This window comes from Thalassospira profundimaris, from assembly GCF_003326675.1.
GTDB lineage: Bacteria > Pseudomonadota > Alphaproteobacteria > Rhodospirillales > Thalassospiraceae > Thalassospira > Thalassospira aquimaris.
In genome coordinates this window covers 64,280-86,935 of the sequence record NZ_JPWF01000002.1, presented here as the reverse complement: position 1 = coordinate 86,935, position 22,656 = coordinate 64,280, and the positions used below count along the sequence as shown (strand labels likewise).

The 22,656-nt window shown below is 54.3% G+C and carries 24 protein-coding genes; 10 read left to right on the top strand and 14 right to left on the bottom strand.

Annotated features, from left to right (window positions below; all coding sequences use genetic code 11):
* Positions 1 to 89: 89 nt before the first annotated feature.
* Genes TH19_RS03015 through petA form a run of 3 tightly spaced genes read right to left on the bottom strand, consistent with a single transcriptional unit; the run spans position 90 to position 2,690 of the window.
* Positions 90 to 866, bottom strand: coding sequence for a cytochrome c1 (locus TH19_RS03015; protein WP_114100866.1), 777 nt, complete (start codon positions 864 to 866; stop codon positions 90 to 92).
* Positions 859 to 2,127, bottom strand: coding sequence for a cytochrome b (locus tag TH19_RS03010; protein WP_114100865.1), 1,269 nt, complete (start codon positions 2,125 to 2,127; stop codon positions 859 to 861). The genes TH19_RS03015 and TH19_RS03010 overlap by 8 nt, the downstream gene beginning before the upstream one ends.
* 11 nt (positions 2,128 to 2,138) lie before the next feature.
* Positions 2,139 to 2,690 (bottom strand): ubiquinol-cytochrome c reductase iron-sulfur subunit, encoded by a 552-nt coding sequence (petA, locus tag TH19_RS03005; RefSeq protein WP_114100864.1) that lies wholly within the window; start codon positions 2,688 to 2,690, stop codon positions 2,139 to 2,141.
* Positions 2,691 to 3,204: 514 nt separating this feature from the next.
* Between petA and TH19_RS03000 the strand changes: the two genes are divergently transcribed.
* Together TH19_RS03000 and hemF are read left to right on the top strand one after the other, a co-directional pair.
* On the top strand, positions 3,205 to 3,678 hold the full coding sequence (locus tag TH19_RS03000; protein ID WP_114100863.1) for a tRNA (cytidine(34)-2'-O)-methyltransferase: 474 nt from the start codon (positions 3,205 to 3,207) through the stop codon (positions 3,676 to 3,678).
* The gene (gene hemF / locus TH19_RS02995; RefSeq protein WP_114100862.1) at positions 3,675 to 4,538 is read left to right on the top strand and encodes an oxygen-dependent coproporphyrinogen oxidase; all 864 of its coding nucleotides are present in this window, start codon (positions 3,675 to 3,677) and stop codon (positions 4,536 to 4,538) included. The genes TH19_RS03000 and hemF overlap by 4 nt, the downstream gene beginning before the upstream one ends.
* 45 nt (positions 4,539 to 4,583) lie before the next feature.
* Here the strand turns inward: hemF and TH19_RS02990 are convergent, their stop codons facing one another.
* The 3 genes from TH19_RS02990 to TH19_RS02980 form a co-directional block, all read right to left on the bottom strand.
* Entirely contained in the window at positions 4,584 to 5,501 is a 918-nt protein-coding gene (locus TH19_RS02990) for a hypothetical protein (RefSeq protein WP_147250700.1), read from the bottom strand.
* A 609-nt stretch (positions 5,502 to 6,110) separates the two neighbouring features.
* Positions 6,111 to 6,761, bottom strand: coding sequence for a glutathione S-transferase family protein (locus tag TH19_RS02985; protein WP_114100860.1), 651 nt, complete (start codon positions 6,759 to 6,761; stop codon positions 6,111 to 6,113).
* Between the two features lie 144 nt (positions 6,762 to 6,905).
* Entirely contained in the window at positions 6,906 to 7,802 is an 897-nt protein-coding gene (locus TH19_RS02980) for a branched-chain amino acid aminotransferase (protein ID WP_114100859.1), read from the bottom strand.
* Between the two features lie 113 nt (positions 7,803 to 7,915).
* Here TH19_RS02980 and TH19_RS02975 point away from each other — a divergent pair, with 113 nt between their 5' ends.
* The 3 genes from TH19_RS02975 to TH19_RS02965 all read left to right on the top strand — a co-directional run bounded on the left by TH19_RS02975 (position 7,916) and on the right by TH19_RS02965 (position 10,786).
* Positions 7,916 to 8,431, top strand: a complete 516-nt coding sequence (locus TH19_RS02975; RefSeq protein ID WP_114100858.1) for a MarR family winged helix-turn-helix transcriptional regulator — start codon at positions 7,916 to 7,918, stop codon at positions 8,429 to 8,431.
* Positions 8,432 to 8,671: 240 nt separating this feature from the next.
* Positions 8,672 to 9,400, top strand: a complete 729-nt coding sequence (locus TH19_RS02970; RefSeq protein WP_114101208.1) for a response regulator — start codon at positions 8,672 to 8,674, stop codon at positions 9,398 to 9,400.
* Between the two features lie 51 nt (positions 9,401 to 9,451).
* Positions 9,452 to 10,786: an ATP-binding protein gene (locus TH19_RS02965; RefSeq protein ID WP_258547802.1), complete on the top strand. Its 1,335-nt coding sequence runs from the start codon at positions 9,452 to 9,454 to the stop codon at positions 10,784 to 10,786.
* A gap of 109 nt (positions 10,787 to 10,895) precedes the next feature.
* Here the strand turns inward: TH19_RS02965 and TH19_RS02960 are convergent, their stop codons facing one another.
* Both TH19_RS02960 and TH19_RS02955 read right to left on the bottom strand, forming a co-directional pair.
* Complete coding sequence (locus TH19_RS02960; protein ID WP_114100856.1) at positions 10,896 to 11,591, bottom strand: nitroreductase family protein; 696 nt, start codon at positions 11,589 to 11,591, stop codon at positions 10,896 to 10,898.
* A 239-nt stretch (positions 11,592 to 11,830) separates the two neighbouring features.
* Positions 11,831 to 12,514 (bottom strand): GntR family transcriptional regulator, encoded by a 684-nt coding sequence (locus TH19_RS02955; protein WP_114100855.1) that lies wholly within the window; start codon positions 12,512 to 12,514, stop codon positions 11,831 to 11,833.
* 306 nt (positions 12,515 to 12,820) lie between these two features.
* On the opposite strand from TH19_RS02955, the gene TH19_RS02950 reads away from it, so the two are divergent.
* Together TH19_RS02950 and TH19_RS02945 are read left to right on the top strand one after the other, a co-directional pair.
* Complete coding sequence (locus tag TH19_RS02950; RefSeq protein ID WP_114100854.1) at positions 12,821 to 13,597, top strand: ferredoxin--NADP reductase; 777 nt, start codon at positions 12,821 to 12,823, stop codon at positions 13,595 to 13,597.
* A 204-nt stretch (positions 13,598 to 13,801) separates the two neighbouring features.
* Complete coding sequence (locus TH19_RS02945) at positions 13,802 to 15,157, top strand: PAS domain-containing protein (RefSeq protein ID WP_181846286.1); 1,356 nt, start codon at positions 13,802 to 13,804, stop codon at positions 15,155 to 15,157.
* Positions 15,158 to 15,237: 80 nt separating this feature from the next.
* On the opposite strand, the gene TH19_RS02940 is transcribed toward TH19_RS02945, so the two are convergent.
* The 6 genes from TH19_RS02940 to TH19_RS02915 form a co-directional block, all read right to left on the bottom strand.
* Entirely contained in the window at positions 15,238 to 15,582 is a 345-nt protein-coding gene (locus tag TH19_RS02940; protein ID WP_114100852.1) for a tRNA-binding protein, read from the bottom strand.
* A 184-nt stretch (positions 15,583 to 15,766) separates the two neighbouring features.
* Positions 15,767 to 16,219 (bottom strand): phasin family protein, encoded by a 453-nt coding sequence (locus TH19_RS02935; RefSeq protein ID WP_114101207.1) that lies wholly within the window; start codon positions 16,217 to 16,219, stop codon positions 15,767 to 15,769.
* Positions 16,220 to 16,447: 228 nt separating this feature from the next.
* Positions 16,448 to 17,134: a TetR family transcriptional regulator gene (locus TH19_RS02930; RefSeq protein WP_114100851.1), complete on the bottom strand. Its 687-nt coding sequence runs from the start codon at positions 17,132 to 17,134 to the stop codon at positions 16,448 to 16,450.
* Between the two features lie 47 nt (positions 17,135 to 17,181).
* On the bottom strand, positions 17,182 to 17,997 hold the full coding sequence (gene proC, locus TH19_RS02925; protein ID WP_114100850.1) for a pyrroline-5-carboxylate reductase: 816 nt from the start codon (positions 17,995 to 17,997) through the stop codon (positions 17,182 to 17,184).
* Positions 17,998 to 18,351: 354 nt separating this feature from the next.
* On the bottom strand, positions 18,352 to 18,858 hold the full coding sequence (locus TH19_RS02920; RefSeq protein ID WP_114100849.1) for a type III secretion system chaperone family protein: 507 nt from the start codon (positions 18,856 to 18,858) through the stop codon (positions 18,352 to 18,354).
* A 201-nt stretch (positions 18,859 to 19,059) separates the two neighbouring features.
* On the bottom strand, positions 19,060 to 19,374 hold the full coding sequence (locus tag TH19_RS02915; RefSeq protein ID WP_114100848.1) for an accessory factor UbiK family protein: 315 nt from the start codon (positions 19,372 to 19,374) through the stop codon (positions 19,060 to 19,062).
* 211 nt (positions 19,375 to 19,585) lie between these two features.
* On the opposite strand from TH19_RS02915, the gene rfaD reads away from it, so the two are divergent.
* The 3 genes from rfaD (at position 19,586) to TH19_RS02900 (ending at position 22,645) form a co-directional block, all read left to right on the top strand.
* Complete coding sequence (gene rfaD, locus TH19_RS02910) at positions 19,586 to 20,572, top strand: ADP-glyceromanno-heptose 6-epimerase (protein WP_114100847.1); 987 nt, start codon at positions 19,586 to 19,588, stop codon at positions 20,570 to 20,572.
* A gap of 109 nt (positions 20,573 to 20,681) precedes the next feature.
* On the top strand, positions 20,682 to 21,515 hold the full coding sequence (gene lgt / locus TH19_RS02905; protein ID WP_181846285.1) for a prolipoprotein diacylglyceryl transferase: 834 nt from the start codon (positions 20,682 to 20,684) through the stop codon (positions 21,513 to 21,515).
* On the top strand, positions 21,512 to 22,645 hold the full coding sequence (locus TH19_RS02900) for a class I SAM-dependent methyltransferase (protein WP_258547801.1): 1,134 nt from the start codon (positions 21,512 to 21,514) through the stop codon (positions 22,643 to 22,645). The genes lgt and TH19_RS02900 overlap by 4 nt, the downstream gene beginning before the upstream one ends.
* Positions 22,646 to 22,656: the final 11 nt, after the last annotated feature.

The following is a 22,656-nucleotide window of genomic DNA, read 5'->3' as shown; positions in this document are numbered from 1 at the left end:
GAAAATGTTTCAGTTATGGTTTGAGGCAAAAGAAAAACAGGCCACCGCAGAACGATGGCCTGTCTTGAATATGGTACAGATATTCGAACTTAATGTTCGATATCGCGCCAGATTTTGCGTTTCACCGCATAGAGCATTGCGGTCAGGAAGATCAGGAACAGCAGAACCTTGATACCCATTGCTTTACGGGCTTCAAGTTCCGGCTGTGCCGTCCACTTCAGGAACGCTGCGATGTCATGCGCATGCTGCTCAAGGGTTGCCGGCGTTCCATCGGTATACTCGACCGCTTCATCATAAAGCGGCGGTGCCATGGAAATCTGGTGACCCGGGAAGTAGTGGTTGTAATGCTTGCCTTCCGACAGGCTGAAGCCCTCAGGAGCTTCTTCCTCATAGCCGGTCATCAAACCTACAATGTAATCCGGGCCATTCATGCGGGCCTTGGCCATCAGGGACAGATCGGGCGGAATTGCGCCACCGTTCGACGCGGCTGCTGCCTTGTCATTGGCGAACGGAGACGGGAAGTAATCCGACGCGATACCCGGACGGGTGAACATGTCACCATCATCGTTCGGGCCGTCCTCGATGTCATACTCGGCGGCGATTGCCTTGATCTGGTCTTCGTTGAAACCGATACCTTCAAGGTTACGGAAAGCAATGAAGCGAAGGCTGTGGCAACCCGCACAGACGTTTTTGTAAACCTGGAAACCACGCTGCAGCTGTGCACGGTCAAACGTGCCAAACAGGTTGTCCCAGCTCCAGGTCTGTGCCGGCGGCACCGGGGTAGCCCCCGATGCCTTGGCCGCAGTTCCGGTAAATGCCGTTACAGCAAAGGCAGCGGCAATTGCGGTCAGTGCAAACTTACGCATTGGCACCCTCCTTGAGTACGGATTCACTGATACTGGTCGGAAGCGGTTTGGGCCGTTCCAACTTGCCCACGATCGGCATGACCACAAGGAAATGCGCAAAGTAGTAAAGCGTTGCCAACTGACCAACGACAATCACCTTCAGGCCTTCAATGCCCATGAAATAGTCGTCCGGGGCCTTCTTGCCGCAATATCCGAGGACAAAGCAGTCAATGAACAGGATCAGGAAGAACCATTTGTAAACAGGGCGGAATTTCGAGCTGCGTACTTTCGAGGTATCAAGCCACGGAATAACAAACAGCACGATGATGGATGCGAACATCGCCAGAACGCCAAGCAGCTTTGCCGGGATGCCAAAGACGGTGAAGTCGATGGAACGCAGGATCGCATAGAACGGCAGGAAGTACCATTCCGGAACGATGTGCGGCGGCGTTACCAGCGGGTTGGCCGGGATATAGTTGTCCGGCTCGCCGAAGAAGTCCGGTGCAAAGAACACGAAGAACATGAAGAAGATCAGGAACACGCCCATCCCGAACAGATCTTTGATCGTGTAGTACGGGTGGAACGGAATCGCGTCTTGCGGGGTCTTGATTTCGACGCCGGTCGGGTTGTTCGACCGCACGCTGTGCAGCGCCCAGACATGCAGGACAACAAGGCCCAGAATGACGAACGGCATCAGATAATGCAGCGAGAAGAACCGGTTCAGTGTCGGGTTATCAACCGAGAAACCACCCCAAAGCCAGGTCACCAGCGGATCACCAATGATCGGGAAGGCAGAGAACAGGTTGGTAATAACCGTCGCACCCCAGAATGACATCTGGCCCCACGGCAGGACATAACCCATGAAGGCGGTTGCCATCATTGCCAGAAGGATCAGGATGCCGATCCACCAAAGCACCTCGCGCGGTGCCTTGTAGGACCCGTAATACAGGCCGCGGAAGATATGAATGTAAACGCAGATGAAGAACATCGATGCGCCGTTCATATGGATATAACGGATCAGCCAGCCATAGTTCACATCACGCATGATGCGCTCGACCGACCAGAAGGCCATATCGGCATGCGGGGTATAGTTCATCACCAGGAAAATCCCGGTAAGGATCATCGTCACCAGAACAAAGCCCGCCAGGGAACCGAAGTTCCACATATAGGACAGGTTTTTCGGTGTCGGATATTCGTATGCAGAGTGATGCAGCATGGTGAAGACCGGAAGGCGGTCATCAACCCATTTCACCACTTTATTATTCCAGACAGGTGCGCTCATCTTACTGCTCCCTAGCCGATCTTGACTGTCGTGTCAGTGAGGAAGGTGTAAGTCGGCACCTCAAGGTTCTTCGGCGCCGGACCCTTGCGGATACGTCCCGAAGTATCATAGTGCGACCCGTGGCACGGACAGTACCAACCATCGAAATCGCCACGCGCTTCGCCCGTAGCGGTGCCCATCGGGATGCAGCCCAGATGGGTGCAGACACCGACGACAATCAGCCATTCCTTTTTCTCAACGCGCGCTTCATCAGACTGCGGGTCGACCAGCTCGTTCAATGCAACCTCTTCGGCTTCATTGATTTCGCGCTCGGTTCGATGTCGGATGAAGACCGGCTTGCCGCGCCACATAACTTTGACGGCTTGGCCGACGGGAATGTTGGAAAGGCTGACCTCGACCGAGGCAAGCGCGAGAACATCTTTGGACGGGTTCATGCTGTCCACGAACGGCCACAGTGCGACGCCGGTGCCAACGACACCAACGGCTGTGGTCGCCAAGGTCAGGAAATCCCTGCGGTTCTCGTCCGGCTGGTGATCGCCGGAAGAATGCACCGTTTGCGACATAATTTATCCCTCTTTCTGCCCCCAAAACAGGCATGTGGATTGCCAAAAGCAAGACTTAGGACATCCTCGTTCAATTTCCCTTGATGAAAATCAAACAATGAAGTCACTAAAAGCCTTTAGCCCTGTTTCTGGTCCGTCATACTAACAAAAAACCGGTTTGTTAAGGAGAACTTGGAGTTGCAATTTGTTTGCATTCAACAAGACCATTTGGTTTTGCAGTGCACAATTAGGTAAAACCTAGCGTAATTGCGGGTATCCTGCCCATTGTGCACCAATGGTTTAGTCCTTTGGTTTTTCTTATTCCAAAAAAGTCTAATAGGGCTGTTTACGGGTAATTTTCTGTCTCTGTGAAACTGATTCGACCGGCGTCGGTCACGAATCTGGTGTTTGTCCGGTACAGTCTGTATCTCTGATACGGGCTTCATCCGGTCACACCGCATAGCCTTTCACGGCAGTTTGCAAATGACATATAAAATCGATGTCATCTGATCAAAACAGGCTCTAAAAGAACGCCATGAGAATTTGTTTGTTTGAACCTGACATCCCGCAAAATACCGGAACGATCCTGCGCATGGCGGCCTGTTTCGGTTTACCGGTCGATATTATCGAACCGTGCGGATTTTTGCTGACATCTGCTGCGCTCAAGCGTGCGGGCATGGATTATCTCGGCAAGGCTGATTATATACGCCATGCCGACTGGCGCAGCTTCGTTGAGGCCCGCGATAAAGGCACGGTTCCCGGTCGGCTGGTTCTGCTGACCACCAAGGGGGCGGAACCCTATTGCGATTTTGAATTTCGCGCCGACGATATCCTGATGCTGGGCTCCGAAAGCAAAGGCGTGCCCGATCCGGTTCATAATTATGTCGATGCCCGTGTGGTGATCCCGATGCAGCCGGGAATGCGATCATTGAATGTGGCAATGGCAACCGCGATGACGCTGGGCGAGGCGCTCCGTCAGACCAACAGTTTTCCAAAGAGGACGCAATGAGCAGCACAGACGCAACCCTGATCGAAACCCGCAAGGAAACGGCAAAGGCGTGGTTCCGTCAGCTCCGTGATGAAATCTGTGCCAGCTTCGAGGCACTTGAAGACAGCTATACCGGACCGCTTTCGGATCGTCCGGCCGGGCGGTTTGAACGCACGGTCTGGGAACGCGGCACCAATGAAGGTGGCGGCGAAATGTCGGTCATGAAGGGCCGGGTGTTTGAAAAGGTCGGGGTCAATATCTCGACCGTGCATGGCGAATTTTCCGAAAAATTCCGCGCTGAAATCCCCGGTGCCGCCGAAAACCCGAATTTCTGGGCGGCGGGCATTTCACTGGTGGCCCATCCCTGTTCGCCCCATGTCCCGGCGGTGCATATGAATACCCGCCATATCGTCACCACCAAGGCATGGTTTGGCGGCGGTGCTGACCTGACCCCGGTATTCCCGCAAGAAGCCGATACCGCCGATTTCCACGGCGCGCTGAAGGCTGCTTGCGATGCCCACGGTGATGATTATTACGACCGCTTCAAAAAATGGTGCGACGAATATTTCTGGCTGCCGCACCGTAATGAACCACGTGGCGTTGGCGGGATTTTCTATGATTACCTTGATGCCGACTGGGACAAGGATTTTGCCTTTACCAGGGATGTCGGCATGGCGTTTCGCGATATCTATCCGAAACTGGTGGCGCGCCATTACAACAAATCCTGGACCGACGAAGACCGTCAGGCACAGCTGGTTAAACGCGGCCGCTATGTCGAGTTCAATCTGCTGCATGACCGCGGCACGCGCTTTGGTCTGATGACCGGCGGCAACACCGAAGCCATCCTGATGTCTCTCCCGCCCGAAGCAAAGTGGCCTTAGGCGACGTCGCGTTTGCTTAAAGCTGTCCGAAAATCAGTGGCGAATTTACTGCGTGGAAACGGTCGCGGGTTCGGCCCGGATCGTTTCCGTCATCGAATTCAGGGTCTGCCAATAGGCGACAGCCGGATTGATCACGCCGCTATTGACCAGACAGCGCTGGATGAAACCGCTTTCACGCAGTGTCCTGATGCCCCGGTTCAGGGCGTCGACAACCTTGTCGGCATTTTCAAGCCGGGCCGAGACCATGAAATGCTGTGTGGCGGGCAGGGATATTTTGACGTTCGGGATCGGGTAAAGCCGGATGCCGTCAACCTCGCGGCCCATATCTTCCTGCGATGAAAATTCAAGAAGCGTGAAATCAGCCCGCCCGGCATCAATCACGGCAAAGACCTGTATGGTGGTTGCCGCACTGCTCAGCGTTGCTGGTGACAGGCTTTCAAGGACCTGCCAGTCAAGCCGCCAGTTCCGGATGCCAACGGCACGCATGGTTTTGATATCGGCAAGTCCGATTTGACGGTCCGCATCAATGAAGTCCCGTCGGGCATAAAGACCCTTTTCAATTTCGCCGGTCAGAAAAAGCGGCTCCGTCCGAAGCGTGCTGTCATCGGTTGCGATATTGAATATCCAGTCGGTTTTGACATCGGCCTGGCCTGCCTCGATCATTTTGCGGCTGCGTTCCGAATTCGGGGACAGCACCGGCTCGACAGTGGCATCAAAACCACCTGCTGCCAGTGCTTCGCGCAGCAATGTATATTGCATCAGTGACAGGTTTGACTGGTTTGCCTGCCGACATTTCCGGCAATCCTCGGAACCGCTGCGGATACAGGCGTCCAGGCCATCCATATCGGCCTGTTTGACCGGGATGCGGATGGTACGGTTTTGCTCGGTCGCGTGCGCGCCGGAAACCATACCGAAAACGGCAAACGATGCGGCAATGATCAAAATGACAGGCCTGAACCGCACGACGTCCCTCAAGTACATTGTTTGCGATGTAGTTTTGGCTATTACATCAATTTAAAGATGAATGCCACACAAGAGGCTCGCGCGCTTGTCTGCTATGCGCTGGCCTGAACCATCAGCTCCCATTCAGACTGGCCAAAGATTCCCACGCTCGATACCTGCAATCTCACAGACCCGTGGCGTCACACGTACACCAACGCGCCACCCCGGCAATGGATGGCGTCAAATGTCAGTCAACCCGCCACCTCACCAACCTTCCAACTCAGCAATCCCGCGGATCCGACTGCGCGAGCTGAGCATCACGGACCGAACACCACGAACCCAGCACCACGAACCCAGCATCATGAGCCCAGCATCATGAGCCCAGCACCACGAGCCAAACATCAAGAGCCGAGCACTAAAGACCGAACAGCACGGGTCGAGCACCACGTTTCAGCACGCAGCGCGCAAACGCCAGATATCGTCAGCCCCTTTTTTCTGATGCCTGCTGCAAGATGTTGGTTTGGGTGCATCGCTTGGATCGTGCGTGCCTTGTGGAGGCCTTTCCTTGAGAATTTGTATTGTATGAGGAATTGAAGTTTGTATTTCCCAAGTGATTATAGGTGCTTACCCCTAATCGTGGGTTTGGCCGCTATAACGGGTTTGGGTCATTGACGGACGGGCGCCAAATTCCTCATACCATTGCGAAAGGATCGGACGGCCGGTTTTGAAATCGGCCAGTTCGCGAAATGCGATCCATTCCAGTCCGGTGGCCAGTGCGATATGGCCGATTGTGACCGGGTGTTCGGGATCAAGGCTGGTTTCAAGGTAATCGAATGTTTCGATCAGTTTGGCCTTTTGTCCCTCGGCCAATGGGGGATAGCGCAAAGGTTGCGGGCGGCGCGCGGTTTCCCAGCGATACAGCACCCCGGCATCGCACATGCCTTGGGCCAGGGCATGTAAACGCAAGGCATGCAGCCGCTTTGGCGCCTTGTGCGGGATCAGTTTGCGGCCACCCTGCAGCCGGTCGAGATAGTCGCAAATCACCAGTGAATCATAAAGTGTCATGCCATCGGGCAGAACGAGAACCGGCACCTTGCCCAGCGGATTGGCAGCAAAGATCGCGTCATTGCGATTGGTCGGGCTGGTTTCGTGATGGATGACTTCAAGCCGGTTTTGCAGGCCTGCCTCGATGGCAAAGACCAGCACCTTGCGGGCAAAGGGCGAGTGGGTCTGATACAGAAGCTGGTGGTCGGGTTTTAAATTATCAGACTTTTGGGGCATTGATTTCGGCCTTGGCTGGGGTGCTGAGTGCTTGAAGGCGACTTAGCCATGCCGACGGGGTGGGGGCAATAAAAAACCCGGTCCAGTGGACCGGGCTCTTTATTTGGCAAAATTTAATAATCAGTGCGATTATTAAAAATAAACTTACTCGGCAGCAACGGCGGCTTCGTCGCCACGGACCAGCGCCATGTAATCTTCCATCAGGGTCTTGCAGACCGTGGCGGGGGTAAATTTGTACTGGCCGATTTCGGCAACCGGGGTGACTTCGGCAGCGGTGCCGGTCAGGAAGCATTCTTCGAATTCTGCCATTTCTTCGGGCAGAATGGTGCGTTCGATGACTTCATAACCGCGCGCCTTTGCAAGGCCGATTACGGTACGACGGGTGATGCCATCGAGGAAGCAATCCGGGGTCGGGGTATGGATTTTGCCATCCTTGACGAAGAAGATGTTCGCACCGGTCGCTTCGGCCACATGACCACGGTAATCAAGCAGCAGGGCATCGGCATAACCCTTGCGCTCTGCCTCGTGTTTGGACAGGGTGCAGATCATGTAAAGACCGGCTGCCTTGGCGTTGGTCGGCGCGGTATTCGGTGCCGGACGTGCCCATTTCGACAGGTCAAGACGGATGCCTTTCAGGCGTTCTTCCGGCTTGAAATAGCTTGGCCATTCCCAGCAGGCAATCGCCACATTGATGCGCGTGGTCTGGGCCGAAACGCCCATCATTTCACTGCCGCGCCAAGCAATACGACGAACATAGCCCTCGGTAATGTTGTTGGCAGCAAGGGTTTCGATGACCGCGTCATCAAGTTCCTTGGCGCCATAAGGGACCTTCATATCCAGGATTTCGCCCGACTTGATCAGACGTTCGCCATGTTCGGCAAGTTTGAAAACCTTGCCGTTATAGCAACGTTCACCTTCAAAAACCGCACTACCATAATGGACAGCGTGGCTCAGCACGTGCAGAGTGCTTTCACGCCAGGGTTTAAGTTCACCATTATACCAGATAAAACCATCACGGTTGTCGAAGGTCAGAGCAGTCATTTGCCAAATTCCATTTCAAAATCGTTCCCGGACGTAACTTTATGTCCTTATTTGTCTGGTCGAAGTAACATTCATAGATTATTATGTCAATAAAACTGACTTAACGGATAAGCATGGCAGATATCTCTACACGTAAAGTCAATCCGCTTTTCTTGCGGGAAGAAGAGCTTAGGCAGGGCATTGAATTGCTGTTTTATGCCTATCGCGATTTCACCGCGGTCGCGGACCAGATGCTTGAGCAATATAATTTCGGGCGGGCCCACCATCGGGTCATTTATTTCGTAAGCCGGAATCCCGGCATCACGGTCAGCGACCTGTTGTCGATTCTCAAGATCACCAAACAATCCCTGTCACGCGTTCTGGGCCAGCTGGTTCGTGAAGGATTCATTGACCAAAGAACCGGTTTGCAGGATCGCCGCCAGCGTCTTTTGACCCTCACCGAAAAGGGCGAGGCACTTGAACGTGAACTGACTGAAAAGCAGCGTGCCCTGATTGCTGCCGCCTATCGCGAAGCCGGTGCCGAAGCGGTCGAAGGTTTCCGCAAGGTCATGCTTGGCATGTTGGGCGAGGAAGATCGCCAGCGGTTTGGTGATGATGGCCCGACGGGCTTTCGCCAGCGCGCCGGTTAGGCCCGCTGCGCCAGCGGTAACGACAGTCGTGGTGTGAGTCGTGACCGGCACAATTTCCGGTTCTAGTGTCCCGCACTATATGAAGTGCCTTGCGATAGGATCGCCGGGCACTTTATTGCTTTCGGGTGGAGGCGTTAAACGCCCCGATCCTTACGCTTTTGAAACACTTTATTGCCAAGTTACTCAGCATTAAATCATTGTGCGTTTAATCAAATTGATTGCGATCGTTGGGGGCATATGATGGCCGGTGCGGATCAACCTCATATTCTGGTTGTCGATGATGATGATCGTCTGCGTGATCTGCTGACCCGTTATCTTGGCGAGAACGGGTTTTCTGTATCATCTGCGCGCGATGCGGCCCATGCGCGTGCAAGCCTTGCCGGATTGCAGTTTGATCTGATTGTCCTGGATGTCCTGATGCCCGGTGAAAAGGGTGTTGATCTGGCGCGCAGTCTGCGCGATGCCGGATCAAAGGTGCCGATCCTTTTGCTGACCGCCCTTTCGGAAACCGAAGACCGCATTGCCGGGCTTGAGGCCGGGGTCGATGATTATCTGGCCAAACCGTTCGAACCCCGCGAGCTTGTCCTGCGCATTGAAGCGATCCTGCGCCGTTATGGCGAGCTGCCGGAAACGACCGAGGAAAAGGTCGAAACAGCAACCAGTGACAAGGTGACGTTTGGCCGATTCAGCTTTGATCTGGGCAAGATGAATTTGCAATGTGACGGCGAACATATCTATCTGACATCGGCCGAACAGGCATTGCTTTCGGCCCTGATCAAGCGCCGCGGGCAAACAACTTCGCGTGAACAGCTGCACGAAATGATCAGCGGCAATGCCGTTGATCCGGCGGCGTCGCGCAGTATTGATGTGCAAGTCACACGGCTGCGCCGTAAATTTGAAGAAGACCCGAAGCAACCAAGATACTTGCAGACGGTACGTGGTCGGGGCTATGTCCTTTATACCGATTAGGCCGGGCCGCTGATGGGCTGGTCCAAGACGAAATGAACAGGGAACTGCACTGTGGGTAGTGAAAAGAATAGCCCGATCAAGTCATTGATGCCGACCGGCCTGTTGGGGCGGTCGTTGCTGATTCTGATGACGCCGATGCTGCTTTTGCAGATCGTCACTGTTCTGATCTTTTTCGAACGTCACTGGGATACGGTCGCCCGTCAGCTCAGCCGTGGTCTTGCCGGTGATGTCGCCTATGTGATCGATTATCTGGGCGAGTATCCCGACGAGGAGCATTACCGTTCCCTGCAGCATTCTGCGCGCGCACATATGCAGCTTGATATCGCGTTCGAGCCCGATGAAATCCTTGAAGAACAAACAATCGAGCCGCCGCTTGGTCTGGTGTCCGAGGAATTGTTTGTCGCCCTGACCGAACGGGTGCAGCGCCCGTTCTATTTCAATCTTGATCTTGATAACCGCCGCCTTGAAATCCGGGTTCAGTTCAAGGAAGGGGTGATTTCCATCGTCGCGCCGCGCAAGCGTCTTTACAGCTCGACCACCTATATCTTCTTTATGTGGATCGCCGGTTCCGCGTTGATTCTGTACGGGGTTGCGGTGATCTTCATGCGCAATCAGGTGCGCCCGATCCGCCGCCTGGCAAAGGCCGCCGATCAGTTTGGCCGCGGTGTGAATGTTGATGACTTCAAGCCCGAAGGTGCGGCCGAAGTTCGCATGGCGGCAAGTTCGTTCCTGTCGATGCGCGACCGTATTGCACGCCACCTGTCGCAACGAACCGCATTGTTGGCCGGTGTGTCGCATGATCTGCGCACACCACTGACCCGCATGAAACTTGAACTGGCCATGCAGCAATCTTCGCCCGGTGTCGATGCATTGAAGCAGGATGTGATTGATATGGAGCGCATGGTCGATGCCTATCTGGCATTCGCGCGCGGGGAAGAGGGTGAAAAAGCCGAACCAACCGAGATCGGTAAACTTCTGACCGATCAGGTTGGCGAGGCCCTTCGCGATGGTCAGCAGATTGACCTGCATATCGAAGACAGTCTTGAAATGGATGTGCGCCCGCAATCCCTGCGCCGCTGCATTTCCAACATCATGTCCAATGCCGGGCGCTATGCCAACAATCTGTCCGTGCGGGCAGGGCGGCGCGGGCATGATTATGAAATCGTGTTTGACGATGATGGTCCCGGCATTCCGGCCGATAAACGCGAAGAAGTCTTCAAACCGTTTTATCGTCTTGAGGAATCGCGCAATCAGGCCACGGGCGGCGTTGGCCTTGGCATGACCATCGCGCGCGATTCTGCGCGCGGTCATGGTGGCGATGTCATTCTTGAAGATGCGCCGGGCGGAGGCCTGCGGGTGCGTCTGGTTCTGCCGATCGGACATTGATCGCACCGAAAGTTAATAACAAAAAGCCCCGCAGAATATGCGGGGCTTTTTGTTTGCGGGGTGGCACGAGGCGGATTGATGTCTGGTCGCAACACTCTGATTTAGGGGTCTAGAAAAACGTCGCGATTTCCGCGAGGTCCTTTTTCTCGGTCGCGTGGGCCGGGATGGTGGCGTCTTCGGCCGGGTAGCCGGTGACAAGCAGGATATAGGGCTTGTTATGATCCGGACGGCCACAGATATCGGTCAGGAAGCTCATCGGGTTTGGCGTGTGGGTCAGGGTTGCCAAGCCAGCCCGATGCAGGGCGGCAATCAGAAAACCGGTGGCAATCGAGACCGATTCCGGGACGTAATAGTTCTTGCGCAGCTTACCGTCGGCAGAGGCACTTTTACGTTCGCCAAAGATGCAAATCAGCCAAGGGGCGGTTTCAAGGAACGGTTTGCTGTCATCGGTGCCCAGCGGTTTAAGTGCTTCGAGCCATTCCTCGCCCGCGCGGCCTTCATAGAAGGCACGTTCTTCTTCCTCGGCGGCGTCGCGGATTTTCTTTTTCATTGCCGGGTCGCCAATCACCGAAAAATGCCAGGGTTGATGATTGGCGCCATTTGGTGCGGTACCGGCTGCGCGAATGCAGGTTTCAATAATGTCGCGCGGAACAGGCCGGTCCGAGAAATCGCGCACGGTATGGCGCGTTTTGATCTCGTCATAAAACGCCTGGGCGCGGGCGCGCATTTCGGCAACGTCATATTCCTGATAGTCGGGCAACGGGATCGGTAGAAATTCGGTGGTGAGTTCCTTTGGGGCGGACATGGCGCTTCCTGAAATGTTGTTATGTTAAATTGTCAGACAATCCTAGATGTGAACATCTGAAGCAGCAAGCTATAAAATGTGCCGTGCCGTGCCGTGCCGTGGTCCCGTTCTGCTCCGTCCTGTCCTGCTCCGTCCCGTCGTTCCGTCCAGTTCAGGGCGCCTTGTCTTGTGTTAGGGCATCTTGAAAGTGCAGGTATGGGCGAGGGGGCAAAGTATGACTTTGTATGTCGGAAGGGGGATCAGTCCAAAACGGGTTCGGCAAAATGGTCGTCTGACAGGGCCTGTACCAGTTGCCGGGACTGATCAATATGGTCGATCATGATGGCCTCGGCGCGTTTGGGATCATTGGCGCGCACAGCTTCAAGCAGGTCACGGTGGGCTGCATTGGTGGCCAGTACCTTTTCATCGGCGACCAGAACGCGGAATTGCAGCCAATAGACATTGTTGGAAATCCGGCGCAACTGTTCGCGCAGAAGTTCGTTCCTGCTGACATCGGCAAACAGCATGTGGAAGGCTAGATTGTGCCGGGACATCGCATTGAGGTCGCGGGCGGCCTCGGCGGTATCAAGGGCGGTTTGGATGTCTTCGAGCGGGGTGATGGCATTTGTCAGGATCGGCGTTGCCAATCGCACGGCCAATCCTTCGAGGGCGCCACGCACCGTAAACAGATCGTCGACTTCACGCCGGGACATGTGGCGGACACTGACCCCGCGATAGGGTTGGGAATGCAGCAATCCGTCCGAACTGAGTTGGCGAAAGGCTTCGCGAACAGACGGGCGGCTGACATTCAGCTTCTTGGCGAAATCGATTTCAGTCAGTCGCTGTCCGGGGGCAAGACGACCTTCGCGGATGGCATTGGTGATGGCATCTGCGACATGCTGAACGGTCAGGGCATCCGAAGTTTCGGCCGAAGCTTGCGTCATATATCACCGTATTGAGATGTGTCATTGTGTCGCGGCAAGACAGGGTATATCAAGCCGACAGAATAACTTGCCAAGCAGTTGTGATCTGCCTAGTCTGCATGATTGTCAGACAATATTCTACACTTATTTTGTATTGTTTTATGTGATTTACACAAAATGACAAGAAATATGGATTGTTCACTTGCGATATACGTTTGATTGATGTTAAATCGCGCCAACTTGGCATGGAATGCGTGCCGGGATAAAACTCCGTGTTTCCCGCCACGGTTCCACACACAGACAGACGAAACGGATTGATGTAGCGTTATGGCCAGCAATTTAAACGAAGAAACAGTCACTTATGTCCATCACTGGACTGACACACTCTTCACGTTCAAAACCACCCGTGATCCGGGCTTCCGATTCATCAATGGTCAGTTCGCAATGATCGGACTCGAAGTCGAGGGCAAGCCGCTTTTGCGCGCCTATTCGATGGTCAGTGCGAATTACGATGAAGAACTTGAGTTCTTCTCGATCAAGGTCCCGAACGGTCCGCTGACCTCGCGTTTGCAGCATGTCAAAGTCGGCGACAAGATTCTGGTCGGGCGCAAGCCGACCGGCACCCTGATCCATGACAACCTGTTGCCGGGCAAAAATCTGTGGCTGCTGTCGACCGGAACCGGTCTGGCACCGTTCATGAGCGTGATCCGCGATTACGAAACCTATGAACGTTACGAGAAGGTCATTCTCGTACATGGTTGCCGTGAAGTCCGTGAACTAGCCTATCAGGAATTCATTCACAGCGAACTACCGAACAACGAGTTCTTTGGCGAAGATGTTCAGAACAAGCTTCTGTATTATCCGACCGTGACCCGTGAAGAGTTCAAGAACCAGGGCCGCATCACCGAGCTGATGAAGTCGGGCAAGCTTTATGATGATCTTGGCGTGCCCAAGCCGAGCCTTGAAAACGATCGCTTCATGCTGTGCGGCAATCCGGAAATGATTGCTGATACCCGCCAGATGCTGGTTGAGTGGGGCGGCAAGGAAGGCAACATGAACGAGCCGGGTCACTTCGTGATCGAAAAGGCCTTCGTCGAGAAGTAAAGTCGACTTCCCGATCTTCTATTTAAAAAGGCATGGCGCGCAATCGCCGTGCCTTTTTTGTTGGTCGCCCCGTCGGGAAATTATCTATGCGCGTGTATATATATCTCCCCATATGAGGATATCTGACCGGACAGGCCGGGTTCTATATTCGTGAGAATGAATGTGGGCTGTATCAAAGCCAGAAAACAATCCGGGAGAGCCGTCATGAATTCCCTTAGCGCGTCTATCAGACACGAAGACCATGATCTGTCATCGATCATGCTGGATGCGGTAAATGCGTCATTTGCCGCTGCCGAATTTGATTTGACGGGCGCGGTGGTGCGGGTGAATGACAGGTTTCTGTCGATGACGGGATATGATGAAGACGAAGTTATCGGTAACCATCATTCAATGTTTCTGCCAGAGGAGCTGGTGAATGGCCCGGATTATGATTTGTGCTGGGCTGATTTGCGCGCAGGAAAAGGTAAGCGTGTTGTCCTGCCCTGTGTAACAAAGCAGGGTGAGAGGATCTGGGTTGAAGAGACCTATAGCCCGATACGCGATTGTCGCGGGGATGTGACCGGTATTGTGCGGCTTGGTGTTGACGTTACCGAACGGCACGACAAGCTTTCCGATTTACAGGGCAAGGTTGACGCAATCGAGCATAGTCACGCCGTGGTCGAGTTTGATGTGAAGGGCAACATCCTGACCGCCAATCACCATTTTCTTTCGGTTATGGGATATGATTTATCGGAAATTGCGGGTCAGCATCACAGTATGCTGGTTGATCCCGACTATGCGCAAAGTGCCGATTATCGAGCGTTTTGGCGATCTTTGGCCAAGGGGAAATACAGCGCAAGGCAGTTTAAGCGCATCGGCAAAGACGGCGAGGAAGTCTGGTTCGAGGCAACCTATAACCCGGTATTTAATCCCGATGGTTCGGTTAAAAAAATCGTCAAGTTTGCCGTCGATATCACCGGCGAAGTTGCTTCGCTGACGGATTTGAAAACCACTCTTGATACCAGCTTTGTCGATGTTGATCGCAGCCTGTGCAAGTTTGACCAGAATTACGAAAACGTCGCCAAAGTATGCCATCAGGCAAAAGGGCATCTTGAGGCAAGCGGGATGGTTGCCGGAAGAATGGTTGCGAGTGTCGGCGAAAGTGCGCAACGCATGACCGAGCTGCGGTCTGTTGCAGATAACGTGTTTGATTTGGTTATTGAAGGTGATGTCGCGGCGGTGGCACTTGAAAATGCGATTGATGCGTTGCGTGACCAGGCCGCAAATACACCGGCACTTGGCCGTCTGATTGACAATGTGGATGATTGTATCAGCGAAAATGTCCGTATCCTGACGGCTCTTCGGCTGGATATGAAGGCGATGCTTGAACGGGTTGCTGTTGTATCGCTTGCGGTTGACAAGCAGGGTGAAATTACCGGTCAGATCACCAGCGAGATGCAGGGGATCGAGACATCGATTGCGGCATCCCAGGACTTGCTTTCGGGCATGCAGAAAGTTTCAGAAGAAATGGCACTTGCCATTGGACAAACACGCGAAGCATCGGTGGTTTTGGCGCGCTAGTCCATTAAGGATGGCGCGGCACGAGCGGGGACAGGCATCTTTGGTGCCTGTCCTTCTCGTTTTTGTCCGGGATCAGAAGATCAGAACAGGCGACCGCCATTGGGGATATCGTGATCAGGGCGGATCAGAACGATGCCCTTGTCGTCTTCGCCATCCGGGAAGCCAAGGCACAGGAATTCGGACATGAAGGGGCCGACCTGCTTTTTCGGGAAATTGATCACACCGGCAACCTGGCGGCCGATCAGTTTTTCCGGGGTATAATATTTGGTGATCTGGGCAGATGTTTTCCGGGTGCCAATTTCCGGACCGAAATCCACCCACAGCTTAAGGGCTGGGCGGCGGGCTTCGGGGAATTCCTGGGCGTCGATGACGGTGCCCACACGGATATCGACTTTGAGAAAGTCATCAAAACTGATTTCGCTCATTGGGTAAGGGTCTCCTTGTTATGGAGACAGCTTACTGATCAGAAATCGGCCTGATAAGTCCAAAGCGTGGTGATGAGGGTAAATTCGGAGTTTGGGCAAAATGCCGTGACGCGGGCAAAGAAAATGGCAGGACCATAAGGCCCTGCCATCAAGTAGATTACGGGAAGTTATCAGCGAAAAGCTGTTACTTCGCAGCAGCGGCCTTTTCGATCGCTGCCTTGAATTCATCAAGGGATTCGGTAAAGCGAGCCTGAAGAAGAGAAAGAGCTTCTTCCTGAGACTTGGTTACCAGACCAGACAGTTCCTTGGCGGTCGAAAGTGCTTCTTCGTATGCAGCTTTCGCGGCTTCGGTCTGCTTGGCAGCCGTTGCCATCGGATCGTCAGCGGTAGTAGCAGCGAAATCTTTGCCCTGGGTCTGAACTTTATCCAGCAGCGTTTTGAAGATTTCGCTCTGACGCTGAGCGACAGCCTGGAAACCGTCGAAGGCTACCTTGTTGGCTTTGGTGAGGGCTTCCACGTTTTTACGCTGGAAAGCCATCATTTCGTTCACGTCTACGCCCGGAATTTTGAAATCCGCAGTGTATTTGGTGAAGTCGAGGTCAAAGAACGGGTTGGTTGCCTTTTTTGCGGCGGTCATGGTTTTGCACTCCATCAACATTTGCAACAGGTGTGGAATGAGGCGCTATTGTGCGCCGCACAAATTCAACTGCAATATGCCGGAATGACTGGATCGCGTCAAGGGTTATTTTGCGCTGCACAATAACTTTAAGGTTAATGTTTTGTGTCGTGATATTCCCTTGGGTTGGGTTGTCTGATTTCGTCTGTCAGATCAGATGGTTAGGCATCCGGCGGGTTTTATCGGTGCTTATTGACGGATGTCGGCTGGTTCTGTGTTCGCACTGTTTTCGGATGCCTTTGCCGAGAATCGGCGGCGTTTTTCCGAAATTTTTCCGCACAGCTTGAAGGCCTTGCCCAGACCCTTTTCAACCTTTCGGTCATAGCCGGCTGCCTTGGACAATTCCCGATCCAGATAGGCCATGGTCGGGGAGAAGTCGGTGCTGTCATCCCCAAGCCATTGCTGAAAAGTCCTGGCATAAATGGCTGTCAGGCCGACAACCCGCAAGGAGCCGTGCAGGCCCGAGGTTTTAAAACCGGCTGCTTCGAGCATCCAGCGCATCGATCCGAAATGGGTTTTGATGGCGCGCAGCGAATCAGATGGGCCAAGATCACCGCGGGCGGCAATGATCGATTGCAAGGCCGGGCGATAATCGGCAAGGGCATCAAACCGCGCCATGATGACGGCCATCAGGCGGTCATGACCGGGTTCGTTGAAATCGGCATCATCAAGATCGGCCAGGACTTCCTGATCAATCTGATGGATGAAGCGCCGCAGAAGATCGCCCTTGCCGGTGCAATGTTCGTGACAGTCGGCAAGGGTTACGCCCGCCGTCTGTGCGATATCGATCATGGAGACGTCATGCCAGCTTTTCTCGGCAGCCAGTTTGAGGGCGGCGTTGATCAGGATATTTGGGATATCCTTTTTGGCGGGCATAACAGTCTCCGATCACATCAGGGTGTTGGGATGGTTACAGACCTTGATCAGCCTGCAAGTTCAACGGAACGTTTGCGGGCTGCCTCGATCGCGCGGGTCATCAATTCGGGAAGACCTGATTTCTGATCCATCAGAACATCAAGGGCAGCGGCAGTGGTGCCGCCGGGGCTTGTAACGTTCTGACGCAGGGTTGCGGCGGTTTCTTCGCTGGCATCCAGCAGGAAGCCCGCACCCACCACGGTCTGACGTGCCAGCAGCATGGCCTGATCTGCCGGAAGGCCCGCTGTTTCGCCCGCCTGTGCCATGGCTTCGACCAGATGGAAGATATAGGCCGGACCACTGCCCGAAAGGGCGGTAACCGCATCCATCAGGCTTTCATCTTCGACCCAGGAAACCAGACCGACGGTGGCCAGCAGGGTTTCGCACATATCACGCTGGGCGATGCTGACATTTTCGGTCGGGCACATCACGGTCATGCCGCGTGAAACAGCCGCCGGGGTATTGGGCATGGCGCGCACGATGCGGGCCAGTTCGCCAAGGTGGCTTGCGAAAAATTCGATGGTCTTGCCAGCGGCAACCGACAGGAAGACGGTTTCGGCACGGGCAAGCGGTTTGTAAGCGTCGATCACATCGGGCAGGACCTGGGGCTTGACCGCGAACAAAACGACCTGCGGGATAAAGTCCTGCGGAACATCGGCAACATCGGTGACGCCGTGAATGCCATAGCTTGTTTCAAGCTTTTCGGCGGCTTCGGCCTGTTCAACGATATAGACATTATCAGCCTTGAGACCTTGGGCCAGCCAACCTTCGAGCATGGCACTGCCCATCTTGCCACAGCCGACCAGCAAAAGACGCGTATTCATAAAATCTGCTCCGCTTTATCCATCGGGTTCTGTTGATCATGATGTTTTCAACAGTCTTGATGCAATGCCGTAGCGATCTTCTCAAGGTGGGTCAAGTCACCCTGAAGGGCAAGAGGTTCCGTGCCGATGGCATTGAAAAAGAAGCGGGATGGTTCCCCCGGATGCTTTGGCTATGACCGGGGTGGTTTGCCAGATAATGTTTTGCACCGGGCTTTTTGCGGTCCCGGTTTGGGGGAAATGTTTTGTTTTGCCGTTTACGACGACAAAGCGAAAAAAAACTGCCCGAAACGCAAACAGGACGGCAATCGTGCCATCCTGTGTGTTTTTGTCAGATGATCTGTCGGAATCCGGTTCCTATGCCTGACCTGCCGGTTCAAGCATGGCATGGGTCAATGCTTCGTCGGGTGATTTGCCCTGACCGAGAACAAAGTTGAAGGCCGGGAAGAAGCGTTCGCATTCGGAAATCGCGATATCAATCAGTTCTTCGAACTGTTCGACCATCGGCGGAACGTCACCACCAAACAACAGGGTGTGACGGAACAGCGGCATGTTTTCTTCGAGCCACAATCCGAAATGCCCGATCCAGAGCTGTTCATTGCATTTTGTCACCAGCTCATACATGCGCGGACGCAAGGGTTCGGGGACAAACAGATCAAAGCAGCAAGCGATATGCAGGGCTTCGGCATCATCGCGCCAGGTGAAATAGACCAGATAGGTGCACCAATGTGCCGGGATCTCGACCACCACCTCGTCAGAGCTGCGTCGTTCCAGATGCCATTGGTTTGTACGGGCGATATCTTCGACCAGTAGCAACGGATTTTCGTCGCCGAGATCGCCAATATCGTCGAGTTGGTCGTTCATATATACCCAGCCTGTTTAAGCATGTGCGAAAGGGCGCGCACTATATGCCGGTGCCCGCCGTCTTTCAACCGTCCCGCAACGCAGGACTGCAATGAATTTTGGAAGTGGGGTCACCCCCGATCCGTTTTGCCGGCTGTGATCGACCTTTCCGCGATCCTGACAAGACGGTCTGTTCCCCTTTATGTGGGGATTAAACAGACGTCAGTCGTCTTTTTTTGCAGCCGGTTTGGATGCAGCACGCTTGGCCGCCGGTTTGGCCGGGGCTTCGGCGGTTTCAAGGCGCTTTTCAAGGTCGGCAATGCGGGCTTCGAGTGCATCGATGCGCTCGGCAGCCTTGATCGCGACATCATGAACCACGTCAAATTCCTCGCGGGTGACCATATCCATGCCCATCAGGATTTTTTCAAATTGCTGACGGACAAGGGCATCAACTTCGCCTTTGACGCCGGTCATGGTGCCCAGTGCAGAATTGGTTACACGGGTGATGTCGTCGAGAATGCGGTTGTTGATCTGCATTTTTATGGTCTCCGTCTTCTGGATCAAAGTGTTGGGCATAATATGGGTGTTCGTTGCCATTGGGCAAGCTGATCATCGCGGGCGGGTCAATATGGCGACGCTGGCGTGACGATATCGTGATTTTGATGGCTTTTCTTGCTCCAGATCAGGGGTGGTCCTATAAAGTGACCAGAAAATTTGATCAACGGGTTTGGCCCGTCAGGAGAATGTAATGCTTATCGTTACCGGTGGTGCCGGGTTTATCGGTTCCAATATTGTCGCAGCGCTTGAAGAACGTGGTGAAACCGACATTGTTGTTGTTGATCGCCTGCGCGATGGCATCAAATGGAAAAACATCGCCAAGCGTAACCTGCGCGACATTGTGCATCCCGACGATCTTCCGGCATTTCTTGAAAAGCATTCCGGGGATGTCGATACGATTTTCCATATGGGCGCGATTTCCGCGACCACGGAAACCGATGCCGACAAGATCCTGAACAACAACCTGAAACTGACCACCTGGCTTTGGGAATGGTGTTCGCGCCATTCGGCCCGCCTGATCTATGCGTCCTCGGCGGCGACTTATGGTGATGGCAAGCAGGGCTTTGACGACAGCTTTGACGAGGGTGACCTTGCCAAGCTGGCGCCGCTTAATGCCTATGGCTGGTCCAAACATGCAACGGACCGTCGTTTCCGTCGCATTCTTGATCAGAACGGTTTCCGTCCCAAACAGTGGGCCGGGCTTAAATTCTTTAACGTCTATGGCCCGAACGAATATCACAAGGGCGGGATGCGTTCGGTCGTATCGCAGATGTTTGACAAGCTTTCAGCCGGTGAAACCGCGACATTGTTCAAGTCCCATCACCCGGATTACGAGGATGGCGGACAGCTGCGTGATTTTGTCTGGGTTGGTGATGTCGTCAATATCATCATGTGGCTTTATGACAATCCGCAGGTCAGCGACCTGTTCAATATCGGAACCGGCAAGGCGCGCAGTTTCAAGGATCTGGCATTGGCGGTATTCAGCGCCATGGGCAAGGAGCCGGTGATCAATTACGTCCCGACCCCCGAAGCCATCCGCGACAAGTACCAGTATTTCACCGAGGCCAACATGGCCAAGCTGCGCAATGCGGGTTATGACCGCGACATGACGTCCCTTGAAGAAGGGGTGCGAACCTATATCCAGGATTACCTCGCGACCGAGGATGTGTTCCGCTAAGCGCGCAAAACATAAGGACGGGGTGCGTTGCCATGATGCTGCCCCACTCCTTTGCGAACTGAACCGGGACCATATCACCCTGTCTTCTTTCTGATCCGGAGTTTCCCCGATGCTGAGCCTTGCCTTTCCGGCGATAGACCCGATTGCAATATCCATCGGCCCGATTGCCATTCGCTGGTATGCGCTGGCCTATATCGCGGGTTTGCTTCTGGGCTGGAAATATGTGGTTTATTACTGCACCAAGACGCCCAACATCATGAGCAAACGCGATGTTGATGATTTGCTGTTCTGGGCGACGCTTGGCGTGATCCTTGGCGGGCGGCTTGGATATATCCTGTTCTACAATCTGGATTATTACGTCGAAAACCCGGCCAATATCCTGAAAGTCTGGCAGGGCGGCATGGCGTTCCATGGCGGCTTTATGGGCGTGATTTTGGCGATCATCCTGTTTGCACGCAAACGCGGGATTTCGATCCTTGCCGTGCTGGATGCCGCCGCGGTGGCGACCCCGATCGGTTTGTTCTTTGGCCGGATTGCCAATTTCATCAATGGCGAGCTGTTTGGTCGCACCACCGATGTGGCCTGGGGCATTGTGTTTCCCCATGGCGGACCGGACCCGCGCCATCCCAGCCAGCTTTATGAAGCAGCGCTTGAAGGTTTGATCCTGTTTGTTGTGCTGTTTGTCTTGTCGCGCAAGGCGTTCGTGCGTCACCATCCGGGTATTCTGGGCGGCACCTTTGTTGCCGGTTATGGCATTTCACGTATCATTGTCGAATTCTTCCGCCAGCCCGATGCGCAGCTTGGCTTCCTTGCCGGTGGGGCAACCATGGGGCAGCTTTTGTCGATCCCGATGGTTCTGTTTGGTCTTGGCTGCATTGTCTATGCGCTGAAATCAGCCCCGATTGAAACCCGTAGGCATCCCAAACAGGCAGACGCCGCGTGAGCCAAGTGCCCGAAACCCAGTCCCCGCTTCTGGATCATATCAAACGCCGGATCGCCCTTTCCGGGCCGATCAGCATTGCCGATTTCATGAATGAGGCCCTGGCACATCCGGAATATGGCTATTACCGCAAACAGGACCCGTTCGGGCGCGCAGGTGACTTTATTACCGCCCCCGAAGTCAGTCAGATGTTTGGCGAGTTGATCGGACTTTGGGCAGCGGTAAGCTGGCAGCAGATGGGTTGCCCACCCAAAATTGACCTAGTCGAGCTGGGGCCGGGGCGTGGCACCTTGATGTCCGATGCGCTGCGCGCTGTGCGCAATGTGCCGGGCTTTGGCGATTCCCTAACCGTGCGGTTTGTTGAAACCAGCCCGGTTTTGCGTACCCATCAGCAAACAGCGATCATGGCCTATGGCATTCCCGCCACCTGGCACGAAGCATTTGACGACATTCCGACCCGTGCCAATGTGCCGGCGATTGTGATCGGCAATGAATTTTTTGACGCATTGCCGATCCGTCAGTTCGAACGTGGGGATCATGGTTGGGCCGAACGTCTTGTCGGTGTGGATGCCAAGAGTGGCGAGCTTGGCTTTGTGCGCGGGCGTGAAACGCCGGTGACAGATGCACTGATCCCGGCGACCCTGCGCGGGACCGCGAAAAAGGGCGATATCTATGAAAGTTGCGCCCCGGCGATTGCCATTGCCGATCAGATTGCGCGTCGCTTGAATGAGACCCACGGGGCGGCCCTGTTCATTGATTACGGCCATCCAAGCAGTGCGTTTGGCGATACCTTGCAGGCCCTGAAGGGGCATGAATATCATCCGGTTTTGAGCGATCCGGGTGATGCGGACCTGACCGCGCATGTCGATTTTGCCGCGATTGCGCGTGCCATGAACGAGGCCGGTGGACGTACGGGCGCGGTTCTGACGCAGGGCACGTTCCTTAGAATGCTGGGCATTGAACAGCGTGCCGAGCTTTTGAAAACCAGTGCTGATGAACAGCAGGCCGTTGCAATTGATCAGGCATTGGCACGGTTGATCGACGCCGATCAGATGGGAACGCTTTTTAAAGTTCTGATCGGTTATGGTCGGGAAACCACACCGCCACCTTGCGTCAGCGGTGTCGCAGGATAAATAGCGACCAT